Genomic DNA, 10,743 nt, shown 5'->3' on the forward strand with positions numbered 1-10,743 from the left:
CACGGAGTCGCCCGGCACACCGCCCCGCCGGGTGCCGGCCCGGCGCGCGGCGCGTTCAGCGGGGGCCGGTCAGGCCGGGGTCGGGCCAGCCCTGGTCGGGGCGTCCGGGCTGCGCGCTCCGGGGGTCGTCGGCCTCGCGGGCCAGCGACCCGGCGGGCTCGCTGTAGCCCACGCTGGCCAGCCGGTCGCCCTCGAAGGTGAAGGAGGTCAGGCTGGCCAGGCCGCACTGGCGGCGGCGCGGGTCGTGCCACAGCCGGCGGCCCTCGGCGGCCAGCCGGATGATCCAGATCGGAAGCTGGTGGCTCACCAGCACCGCCTCGTGGCCGCGCGCGTCGCGCCTGGCGTCGTCGATCGCCGCGCGCATCCGGGCCAGCACATCGACGTAGCGTTCGCCCCACGAGGGACGGAACGGGTTCCAGAAGTGGCGGTAGTGCCGCGGGTTGCGGAACACGCCCTCGCCGGGGCGGATCGGCACGCCCTGGAACACGTTGACGGCCTCGATCAGTCGTTCGTCCAGGGCGACGGGGATGCCGAGCTTTTCCGAAAGCGGCGCCGCGGTCTCCTGCGCGCGTTCCATCGGAGAGCTGACCAGCAGGGAAACGTCGCGGTCCGCGACCGCGCCGGCCACCATCTCGGCCATCCGCCGGCCGGCGTCCGACAGGTGGTAGCCGGGCAGCCTGCCGTACAGGACGCCCCCGGGGTTGTGCACCTCACCGTGCCGAAGCAGGTGGACGACGGTGGTTTGAGCCATGGTGGGCCTCAGCCTACCCATACGTACCTTGCGTGACGCGAGCAGGGACCCGGTGCGGGCCGGGGCTACGCCTGGACCGGTTCGGCGCGGGCGTCCTCGCCGCCGGCGATGTACGGCTCGGCGGCTCGGCGCAGCGCCTCGACCGCGGCCCGGATGGCGGGCCGGCGGGCGGCGTCGGTGCGCCACACCGCGAAGATCCGCCGGGTCGGCCGGGGCCTGATCGGTACGGCGCGCGCGCCGTCCGGCAGGCGTTCGCTGCCCAGTCGGGGCACGATCGCGCACCCGTGCCCGGCCGCCACCAGCGCGATCTGCGTGGCGTACTCGTCGACCATGCAGGTGATCTCCGGCTCGACCTCGGCCGAGCGCAACGTGAACACCAGCCAGTCGTGGCAGATCGTGCCCGGCGAGGAGCTGATCCACCGCTCGCCGCACAGCTCGGCGAGCTGGATCTCGGCCCGCCCGGCCAGCGGGTGGTCCGCGGGGATGATCACGTCGGCGATGTCGTCGAAGAGCGTGGCGCGAGACAGCCCGTCGGGCAGGGCCTTCGGGCGGTTGAGCCAATCCTGGGCCACCGCGAGGTCGAGTTCGCCGCGGGCCACCTCGCGTATCTCCCGGTCCGGCTCGCGCTCGAAGAACTGGAGCTCAAGATCGGGGTGGCGGGTGCGCAGCGAGGTGAGCGCGGCGGGGATCAGCCCGCGCGCCGCGGTGGGGAAGGCCGCCATGGACAGCTTGCCGACCACCGCCCCGCGCAGCGCCTCGAAGTCGGCCTCCGCGGTCTCCACCAGGGCGAGGATGCGCTCGGCGTGCTCGGCGAGCAGGCCGGCCGCGTCGGTCAGCCGCACGCCGCGCCCGCTGCGCTCCAGGAGCGTCGTGCCGGTCTCGCGCTCCAGCTTGGCGAGTTGCTGGGAGATCGCCGAGGGGGTCACCATCAGCGCTTCCGCCGCCGCGCCCACCGATCCGTAGACCGACACCGCGTGCAGCGCCTTCAGACGGTTGAGGTCCAACATGTAAGCAAGTCTAAACTACACCCCAAAGAAATACTCGCTTGTGCTGAACAGTCCCCTGCCCGGAAAATAGATGCATGAGAATACAAACCGTCTCGCGCAAGCAGCACGAAAGCCAGATCAACTACCTGGAGAAGCTCGCCACCGCCGAGCGGGAGCGCCGCGCCCGGGCCCGCAGGACCGGCCGCGACCCCCGCCCGGTGAAGTCGGCCGAGACCAACTGATCGACCGGCCGGCCCGGGTTCACCCGCGCGCGGCGGCCTTGGCCGCCAGAGGGAGGGCGCCGGTGACCCGCTCCACCGCCTCGTCGTCGTGCGAGGCCGACACGAACCACGCCTCGTAGGCCGACGGCGGAAGATACACCCCCTGGTCCAGCATCGAGTGGAAGAACGCCCGGTACGCGGACGTGTCCTGACGCTGGGCCCCGGCGAAGTCAAGCACCGGCTCGTCGGTGAAGAAGATCGAGAACAGGCTGCCCGCCCGCTGCAAGCGGTGCGGGACGCCCTCGGCGGACAGCGCCGCAGAGGCCGCGGAGCCGATCTCCGCGGCGACGGTGTCCAGCCGCTCGTACACCCCCTCATCGCATCCGCGCAGCATCGCCAGACCGGCGGCGCAGGCCAGCGGATTGCCCGACAGCGTGCCCGCCTGATAGACCGGCCCATCAGGGGCGAGCCGGTCCATCACCTCCGCCCGCCCGCCGAACGCGGCGGCGGGCAGACCACCGCCCATCACCTTGCCGAAGGTCATCAGGTCGGCGTCCACCGGGTCCAGCCCGTACCAACCGGCGCGGGAGACCCGGAAGCCGGTCAGCACCTCGTCCAGGATGAGCAGCGCGCCGTTGGCCGTACACAGCTCGCGCAGCCTGGCGTTGAAGCCGTCGCGCGGCGGCACGATGCCCATGTTGGCCGGGCACGCCTCGCTGATCACACAGGCGACCTCGAACGTCCGGAACGCCTCCTCGACCGCCGCCACGTCGTTGTACGGGAGCACGATCGTGTCGGCGGCCGACGCGCCGGTCACGCCGGGGGTGTCCGGCAGGCCGAACGTCGCCACCCCCGACCCCGCCGCGGCGAGCAGTGCGTCCACGTGCCCGTGGTAGCACCCGGCGAACTTCACGACCTTCGACCGGCCGGTGTGGCCACGGGCCAGGCGCACGGCCGACATGGTGGCCTCGGTACCGGAGTTGACCAGCCGGACCTTCTCCACGGGGGCGACCCTCGCCACGATCTCCTCGGCCAGCTCGACCTCGCCGGGCGTCGCGGCGCCGTAGGAGGTGCTGTGCTCGATCGCGGCGCGCAGCGCCTCGATCACGGCGGGATGCCGGTGGCCGAGGATCATCGGACCCCATGAGCCGACCAGATCGACGTAGCGGTTGCCGTCGACGTCGGTGATGTAGGGCCCCTGGCCCGAGGCCATGAACCGCGGCGTGCCGCCGACCGCGCCGAACGCGCGGACCGGGGAGTTGACCCCGCCGGGAATCACCGTGCGGGCTCGGTCGAACAGATCCTGGGAGGACTTGGCGCTACTGGTCACCTCACAAGCCTACGACCGGCCCTCTCCGGTCACTCGGGTGCCACTCCAGCGCGCCCGAAGAACCGGGGGTCACTCGAAGGAGTCGGCCAGCCAGTCCAGGACGCGCAACGGGTCGGGCAGCGGGCGGCCGTCGGGCGGGCGCAGCCAGGACACCGGTTGCCCGGTGGGCAGCGTCGAGGGCGGGGCCAGGACGTAGCTGTCGCGGCAGTGCCAGCGCAGGCCAGGCGTGTCGTCCACGCTCTCGGGCACGCAGTCGAGGTTGCACGACCACCATTCGTCCTCGTCGTCCGGATTGCCGCGGGTGGCCACATAAAACAGAACCCGGTCGCCGTTGGCGGCGACCGGGCCGGTGCCAGAGCCGGATGCGTCCATCCGGCTGAGGGCGGCGAGCCCCGCGTCGAGCGGGGCGTCGAAGACGTCGAACACGCGTCCGGTGGGGAGGATCACATTGGCCTCGGGGTCACGCTCCCACCAGCGGCCGAGCTGTGCGGCGTCCAGGGTGGCCTGCATCTGCCACGCCGGGGACTGCGGATGCGCGCCCGGATCGGGACACCCGAGGCGGTCACAGGAACAGGCCCGCGAGCCGGTGCGCAGCGGATGCGCCCCCGGGCAGACGGCCCAGCCGAGCGCGGCGTACTCCAGCACCGAGGTGATCCGCGACGTGTGCCGCCCCCGCCGTTTGGCACGCCGAGCGAGTGGTACCCCCACCATTGGTCTCCTCCGTCCGCGCGCCGGGATCGCCTACGCGAAGGCCACGGCGGGCGGCGCCGGAAAGGGCGCGCCAAAGCCACCGTGGGACACATCCGCGTGGGTGCTTACGCCTGCTTGCACTTTAACGCACGCGCCTCGGCAACCCACCGGAAACCCCCCGGTTGCCGGTGGTTCCCGGTGGTCACCCGTGGTGCCGCCGGCGCCGGTCAGACCGGCAGGCGGCGGGCCACCTCGGTCGCCCAGTAGGTGAGGATCAGGTCGGCCCCGGCGCGCCGGATCGCGGTCAGCGTCTCCATGATCACCCGCTCGCGGTCGATCCAGCCGTTCGCCGCCGCCGCCTCGACCATCGCGTACTCGCCGCTGACCTGGTACGCGGCCACCGGCACGTCCACCGCGTCGCGGATCTGGCGCAGGATGTCGAGGTAGGCCAGCGCGGGCTTGACCATCACCGCGTCGGCGCCCTCGGCGAGGTCGAGACGCACCTCGCGCAGCGCCTCGCCGATCGGGCCCGCAGAGTCCTGCTGGTAGGAGCTGCGGTCGCCGAACTGCGGCGCGCACTCGGCGGCCTCCCGGAACGGCCCGTAGAAGCCCGAGGCGTACTTCACCGAGTAGCCCATGATCGGCACCTGCGCGAACCCGGCCGAGTCGAGCGCGTCCCTGATCGCGGCGACCTGGCCGTCCATCATGCCGCTCGGCGCGATCATCTGGGAGCCCGCGCGAGCCTGGGACACCGCCGCCGAGGCGTAGCGTTCCAGTGTCGCGTCGTTGTCGACCTCGCCGTCCGGCGTGAGGATGCCGCAGTGACCGTGGTGGGTGAACTCGTCCAGGCAGGTGTCGGTCATCACCACGAGCGCGTCGCCGACCTCGGCCAGCACGTCGCCCAGCGCCCGCTGCACGATGCCTTCCGGGTCGTCGGCGCCCGACCCGCGCCCGTCCTTGACGGCCGGGATGCCGAACAGGATCAGGCCGCCCACCCCCGCCTCGGCGGCGTCGTGGGCGGCCTTGCGCACCGAGTCGAGCGTGTGCTGGACCACGCCCGGCATCGACCCGACCGGGTTGGGCTCGGTGATGCCCTCCTTGACGAAGACCGGCAGGATCAGGTCCCCCGGGTGCAGCCGGGTGCCCGCCACCATCCTGCGCAGCGGCGCCGTACGGCGCAGCCTGCGCGGGCGGGCGACCGGAAACTCAGCGCTCATCATGCCCCTTCTCGTTCACTTGGCCCGGCGGCGTGCGCCCCTGCGGGTCTGGGACGGCCGGCGAGGCGTCTCCCCCGCGGCGACGGCCGCCTGCCGCTGCTTGGCACCGTACTCCGCCAGAGCCGCCGCGAGGGCCGAAGCCGACGGACGATCGGCCATCACATCGACCCTGAGCCCGAACTCCTCGGCGGTCCGCACGGTCTGCGGGCCGATCGCGGCGATAACGGTGACGTTGTGTGGCTTTCCGGCGATTCCTACGAGATTGCGGACCGTGGACGACGACGTGAACAGCACCGCGTCGAACCCGCCGCCCTTGATCGCCTCACGGATCGGCGCGGGCGGCGGCGCGGCCCTGACCGTGCGGTAGGCGGTGACGTCGTCACACTCCCAGCCCAGCTCGGTCAGCCCCGCCACCAGGGCCTCGGTGGCGATGTCGGCCCTGGGCAGCAGCACCCGGTTGATCGGGTCGAGCATCGAGTCGTACGGCGGCCACTCGGCGAGCAGCCCCTCAGAGGACTGCTGCCCGGTGGGCACGAGGTCCGGCCGCACACCGAACTCCACCAGCGCCCGCGCGGTCGCCTCGCCCACCGCGGCGACCTTCAGGCCCGCGAAGGCCCGCGCGTCCAGCCCGTACTCCTCGAACTTCTCCCGCACCGCCTTGACGGCGTTGCCGCTGGTGAAGACCACCCACTCGTACCGGCCGGTGACCAGGCCCTTGATCGCCCGGTCCATCTGCTGCGGGGTGCGCGGCGGCTCGACCGAGATCGTCGGGACCTCCTCGGGCACCGCGCCGTAGGAGCGGAGCTGCTCCACCAGTCGGGCCGACTGCTCCTTGGTGCGCGGCACCAGCACCCGCCACCCGAACAGCGGCTTGGTCTCGAACCACGACAGCGAGTCGCGCAGCGTCACCGCCTCGCCGACCACCATCAGCGACGGCTCGTCGATCACCGCGTGCTTCAGGTCGGGCCCGAGCCTGCCCAGCGTGGAGGCGACCGTGGTCTGCTCGGTCGTCGTGCCCGCGCCGGTCACCGCGACCGGTGTGGTGTCCGGGCGGCCGGCCGCGACCAGCGCCTTGCCGACCGACACCGTGTCGCCGCCGGCGTTGTAGATCACCAGCGTGCCCGCGGTCGCCGCGTGGACCGACCAGTCGTCCACCAGCCCCGCGTCCACGACGCGGAACTCCGGCCCGGACGCCGCCGCCGGAATCCCGGCGTAGGCCAGCACCGCGGTGGCCGGCGGCACCCCGGGAACGATCTCGAAGTCCACCTCCCCCTTGGCGCAGGCGGCCACCTCCTCACTGATCGAGGAGAAGAACATCGGGTCGCCAGGGCACAGCCGTACGACGCGCCTGCCGCCCTTGGCGGCCTTGACCGCGCCCAGCGGGGCGGGGTCGTCGTCAGTGACGTCGATCACCTCTACGTCGGGCCGGGCGTGCCGCAGCAGCGCGCCGAACGCGGCGCGGTCCAGCACGACCGCGTCGGCCTTGCCGAGCAGCGCCGCGCCGCGCAGCGTCAGCAGGTTCTCATCACCGGGACCCGCGCCGACGAAGGCGACGAACCCGCCCGCGTGCTCGACGAAGGGCGGTGGTGAGTTGGTCGGTATCGGTGAGGTCGGACTCGCGGAGCTCAATGGGACTGCTCCCCCATCAACGTGCCGGCCCCCTCGGCGACCATGGCGGCGGCGAGGTCGCGGCCGATCTCCATGGCCGCCGGGAGAGGCCCGGCGGCGGACTTACGAACCGCACGCGCGCCATCGACTGCGATGACGGCGGCGGTCATGTTCAGGACATGCCCATCGGTGACCGCGTACGCCCCGACAGGGGCGGCGCACCCGGCCTCCAGTGCGGCCAGCAGGGACCGTTCGGCGGTCACCGCCGCCCGCGTGCCGGGATCGTCCAGCACGCCGAGCAGCTCGACCAGATCGTCCCTGTCGGCGCGGCACTCCACCGCCAGGGAACCCTGTCCGGGCGCCGGAAGCATCTCCTCGATCTCAAAGATCTGGGAGATCTCTGACTCCCGGCCGAGCCTCGACAGCCCCGCGACGGCGAGCACGATCGCGTCCAGCTCGCCGGACAGGACCTTGCCGATCCTCGTGTCGGCGTTGCCGCGGATCGGCACGAAGTCGAGGTCGGGGCGGAGTGCCCGGAGCTGGGCGATCCTGCGCGGCGACCCGGTGCCGACCCTGCCCCCCGGGGGGATGTCGGCGAGCTTGGCGGACCCGATCAGCGCGTCCCGGTGGTCGGCGCGCGGCGGTGTCGCCACCAGCGCGATCTGGGGATCGGGCGCGGTCGGCAGGTCCTTCAGCGAGTGGACCGCGAAGTCGATCTCACCGTCGATCACCTTGTCGCGCAGCGCGCTGACGAAGACGCCGGTGCCGCCGAGCTGGCTGAGCTGCGCCTTGGTCACGTCGCCGAACGTGGTCACGCCGACCAGCTCCACCGGCCGCCCGGTCAGCTCGGTGAGCCGGTCGGCGACGAGCTGGGACTGGGTGGTCGCGAGCAGGCTGCGGCGGGTGCCCAGCTCGAGGGGGGGCATCTCGGTCACAGCTCCCCCTTTCGCCGGGTCGCCGGAGAAGATCGAGTCATCTGAGAAGATCGAACGGACCCGTCGATCCCCGCCTGCCGTACGGCCTCGGGCATCTTCGGGTCGAGGTCGAACAGCTCGCGCAGCGCCTCGGCATAATGATCGCCCGAGGGCGAGGCGGCGAGCTGTTTGACACGCACGGTCGGTTCGTGCAGCAGCTTGTCCACCACCCTGCGCATGGTCTGGATGACCTCGTCCCTGACCCGCTGGTCCATGTCGGGCACCCGGGACACCAGCCGCCCCAGCTCGGCCTCCACCACGCCGGCGGCCTTGCTGCGCAGCGCCACGACCGTGGGGGTGACCCGGGCGGCGCGTACGACCTCAAGGTGGCCGGCGACCTCCTCGGCCACGATCCGCCTGGCCGCCTCGACCACGTCGCCGCCGTCCGTGCCCGTGCCTGGGCCCGTGCCTGAGCCCAGGCCGGAGTTCTGGATCGCTTCGAGGTCGATCAGGGTCACGCCGGGCAGGGCGCGGACGCCGGGGTCGATGTCGTGCGGCAGCGCGAGGTCCAGCAGGAACAGCGGGCCCGTCCCGGTGATCATCTCGGGGGTGATCACCAGGTTGCCGCCGCCGGTGCAGGAGATCACGATGTCGGCCTGGGCCAGCTCGGCGGGCAGGTCGTCCAGCCGGGCGGGACGGCCGCCGACCGTCTCGGCCAGCCGTACGGCGCGCTCGTAGGTGCGGTTGGCGATCACGATGCCGGTCACCCCGGCGCGGGCCAGCGTGGCGGCCGACAGCGCGCTCATCGATCCGGCCCCGACGACCAGCGCGCGCTTGCCCTGGATCGGCCCGAGCACCCGCTCGGCCAGCTCCAGGCCGACGCCCACGAGCGATGCGCCCGCGTGGTCGATGCCGGTGTCGGTGTGGACGCGCTTGCCGACGCGCAGCGCGTGCTGGGCCACCTCGTTGAGCGTGGAGCCGAGCGTGCCCTCCTCCTGGGCCAGGCGCAGCGCCTGGCGCACCTGGCCGAGGATCTGACCCTCGCCGACCACCATGGACTCAAGGCCGCTCGTGACCGAGAACAGGTGGGACACGGCGCGGTCTTCGTAGTGCACGTACAGGTGCGGCGTGAGATGCTCGACCGGTACGTCCGCATAGGTGCCGAGCAGTTCGCTCAGGCCGCTCACCGCGCTGTGGAAGCGGTGGACGTCGGCGTAGATCTCCACCCGGTTGCACGTGGAGACGACCATGGCCTCGGCCACGCACTCGCTCCTGTGTACGTCGTGCAGCAGCTTCACCAGCGAGTCGCCGGACACGGCCACGCGTTCCAGCAGTGCCACCGGTGCCGTCCGGTGACTCAACCCGACAGCAAGGACGCTCATGCGCTGGCTCCCTGCTGCAACCCCTCGGCCATCACTGGGCCCCCACTTTCGCGATCACCCTTGCGCTGCTCATGGAACGCGAGGATCTGCAGTTCGATGGACAGATCGACCTTCCGGACATCGACGCCCTCTGGGACGGAGAGGACGGTGGGGGCGAAGTTCAGGATGCTGGTCACCCCGACGGCGATGACCCGGTCGCAGATCTGCTGGGCAGCCGCAGCCGGTGTCGCGATCACCACGATCGACACCCCCCGCCGCTCGATCACGGCTTCAAGCTCGTCGATGTGCTCGACATTCAACCCCGCGATGTGGTCGCCCACGACTTCGGGGTTGGCGTCGAACAGCGCGGCCACCCTGAAGCCGCGCGACACGAATCCACCGTAGTTGGCAAGCGCCCGGCCGAGGTTTCCTATTCCGACGATCGCCACCGCCCAGTCCTGGGTGAGGCCGAGTTCGCGGGAGATCTGGTAGATCAGGTACTCGACGTCGTAGCCGACACCGCGCGTGCCGTACGAGCCGAGGTGGGAGAGGTCCTTGCGGAGCTTGGCCGAGTTGACACCTGCGGCCAGCGCGAGATCCTCCGAGCTCACGGTGGCCACCCCGCGCTCGGCCATGCCGGTCAGCGCCCGCAGGTAGAGCGGCAGCCGGGCCACGGTCGCCTCGGGTATGCCACGGTCGCGGGATTGGGGCAGGCGGCGTATCACGTGCCGGAACTCCAGGGGACGGGCCTCCGGCGCGGCGCTGCCGCGTGCCCGGACGCGGTGGATAAGGTGATGAGCAGCGTCTTCCAGGTTAATCCCTTTGTGAACGTATGCACAAAGTGAGAGGCAGCGAGTCTTACCGTCCCGTGCCTGGACTAGCGTTGACGGACATGACCCACCGGATCACGCTGCTCGGCAAGCCGGGCTGCCATCTCTGCGACGACGCCCGCGAGATCATCGCCCGCGTGGCGGGCGAACTGGGGGTTCCGTGGGAGGAGCGGGACATCACCCGATCTCCCGAGGACCAGGAGAAATACTGGGAGATGATCCCGGTGACGCTGATCGACGGCGTGCAGCACGACTTCTGGCGGGTCGACGAATCCCGCCTCCGCGCGGCCCTGGCCACCTGACCGACTGACCACGTTCTGGATCAGAGCGGGGCCGTCCACCACTCCGACGCGATGGACAACCCGGCGAGGCGCAGGGCCTGCCGCTTCGCCTCGTCCATGTGCCCGCACACCACCACGACCTGCACCGCCCCACGCCGGTGCGCCTCTTCCGTGACGGCCTTCAGAAGATCGACACCGACCGTGGTCCAGTCGCCGTCCTCCTCGACCGCGAAGTCGTCGAGCGTGCAGGTCGGCCCGCCCGGGTCGTACACCGGAGGCGCGGGCACCAGCGAGCCGATCGCGAACCCGACGAACCGCCCATCCCGCTCGGCCACCCGGCAGATGACCTCCGCGTCCTCCACCAGGGTGGCGATGAACTCGGCGTGACGGTCCTGAGCATCCGCCGCACAACGCCAGAAGACCGGCTGATGCTCTGCGTACCTCTCCCTGCACCGGGCCATCAGGGCGACGATCGCGGCCACGTCATCGGACAAGGCGCTCCGGACAGATAGCATGATCCCCATGCTGGGAGGGCCGAATCCCGCCCTCCCAAC

11 protein-coding genes and 1 pseudogene are annotated in these 10,743 nt (G+C 71.8%); 2 read left to right on the top strand and 10 right to left on the bottom strand.

The annotated features are described in order from the left end of the window. Positions 1-69: 69 nt before the first annotated feature. A pseudogene (locus tag C1I98_RS02800) lies at positions 70-751 on the bottom strand (histidine phosphatase family protein). A gap of 65 nt (positions 752-816) precedes the next feature. Continuing rightward, positions 817-1,758 carry a LysR family transcriptional regulator gene (locus C1I98_RS02805; RefSeq protein WP_111165470.1) on the bottom strand — a complete coding sequence of 314 codons (942 nt, stop codon included), beginning with the start codon at positions 1,756-1,758 and terminating at the stop codon, positions 817-819. A 74-nt stretch (positions 1,759-1,832) separates the two neighbouring features. Between C1I98_RS02805 and C1I98_RS41110 the strand changes: the two genes are divergently transcribed. Next, entirely contained in the window at positions 1,833-1,979 is a 147-nt protein-coding gene (locus C1I98_RS41110) for a hypothetical protein (protein ID WP_158557883.1), read from the top strand. Between the two features lie 19 nt (positions 1,980-1,998). Here the strand turns inward: C1I98_RS41110 and hemL are convergent, their stop codons facing one another. The 7 genes from hemL to C1I98_RS02840 form a co-directional block, all read right to left on the bottom strand. Continuing rightward, the gene (gene hemL, locus C1I98_RS02810) at positions 1,999-3,288 is read right to left on the bottom strand and encodes a glutamate-1-semialdehyde 2,1-aminomutase (RefSeq protein WP_111165471.1); all 1,290 of its coding nucleotides are present in this window, start codon (positions 3,286-3,288) and stop codon (positions 1,999-2,001) included. A gap of 69 nt (positions 3,289-3,357) precedes the next feature. Then, positions 3,358-3,999 carry a bifunctional DNA primase/polymerase gene (locus C1I98_RS02815; RefSeq protein WP_111165472.1) on the bottom strand — a complete coding sequence of 214 codons (642 nt, stop codon included), beginning with the start codon at positions 3,997-3,999 and terminating at the stop codon, positions 3,358-3,360. A 206-nt stretch (positions 4,000-4,205) separates the two neighbouring features. Then, positions 4,206-5,195, bottom strand: a complete 990-nt coding sequence (hemB, locus tag C1I98_RS02820; RefSeq protein WP_111165482.1) for a porphobilinogen synthase — start codon at positions 5,193-5,195, stop codon at positions 4,206-4,208. Positions 5,196-5,210: 15 nt separating this feature from the next. Further along, positions 5,211-6,824 (bottom strand): bifunctional uroporphyrinogen-III C-methyltransferase/uroporphyrinogen-III synthase, encoded by a 1,614-nt coding sequence (locus C1I98_RS02825; protein ID WP_438672066.1) that lies wholly within the window; start codon positions 6,822-6,824, stop codon positions 5,211-5,213. Next, positions 6,821-7,729: a hydroxymethylbilane synthase gene (gene hemC / locus C1I98_RS02830; protein WP_111165483.1), complete on the bottom strand. Its 909-nt coding sequence runs from the start codon at positions 7,727-7,729 to the stop codon at positions 6,821-6,823. Before hemC ends, C1I98_RS02825 begins: the two co-directional genes overlap by 4 nt. Positions 7,730-7,734: 5 nt before the next feature. Next, positions 7,735-9,099 (bottom strand): glutamyl-tRNA reductase, encoded by a 1,365-nt coding sequence (locus C1I98_RS02835; RefSeq protein WP_111165473.1) that lies wholly within the window; start codon positions 9,097-9,099, stop codon positions 7,735-7,737. After that, complete coding sequence (locus C1I98_RS02840; protein ID WP_111165474.1) at positions 9,096-9,803, bottom strand: redox-sensing transcriptional repressor Rex; 708 nt, start codon at positions 9,801-9,803, stop codon at positions 9,096-9,098. Before C1I98_RS02840 ends, C1I98_RS02835 begins: the two co-directional genes overlap by 4 nt. Positions 9,804-9,970: 167 nt before the next feature. On the opposite strand from C1I98_RS02840, the gene C1I98_RS02845 reads away from it, so the two are divergent. Next, on the top strand, positions 9,971-10,210 hold the full coding sequence (locus C1I98_RS02845) for a glutaredoxin family protein (RefSeq protein ID WP_111165475.1): 240 nt from the start codon (positions 9,971-9,973) through the stop codon (positions 10,208-10,210). A gap of 20 nt (positions 10,211-10,230) precedes the next feature. On the opposite strand, the gene C1I98_RS02850 is transcribed toward C1I98_RS02845, so the two are convergent. Continuing rightward, complete coding sequence (locus C1I98_RS02850; RefSeq protein WP_158557884.1) at positions 10,231-10,704, bottom strand: GNAT family N-acetyltransferase; 474 nt, start codon at positions 10,702-10,704, stop codon at positions 10,231-10,233. Positions 10,705-10,743: the final 39 nt, after the last annotated feature.

Origin of the sequence: Spongiactinospora gelatinilytica (genome assembly GCF_003236385.1) — a bacterium.
Classification (GTDB): domain Bacteria; phylum Actinomycetota; class Actinomycetes; order Streptosporangiales; family Streptosporangiaceae; genus Spongiactinospora; species Spongiactinospora gelatinilytica.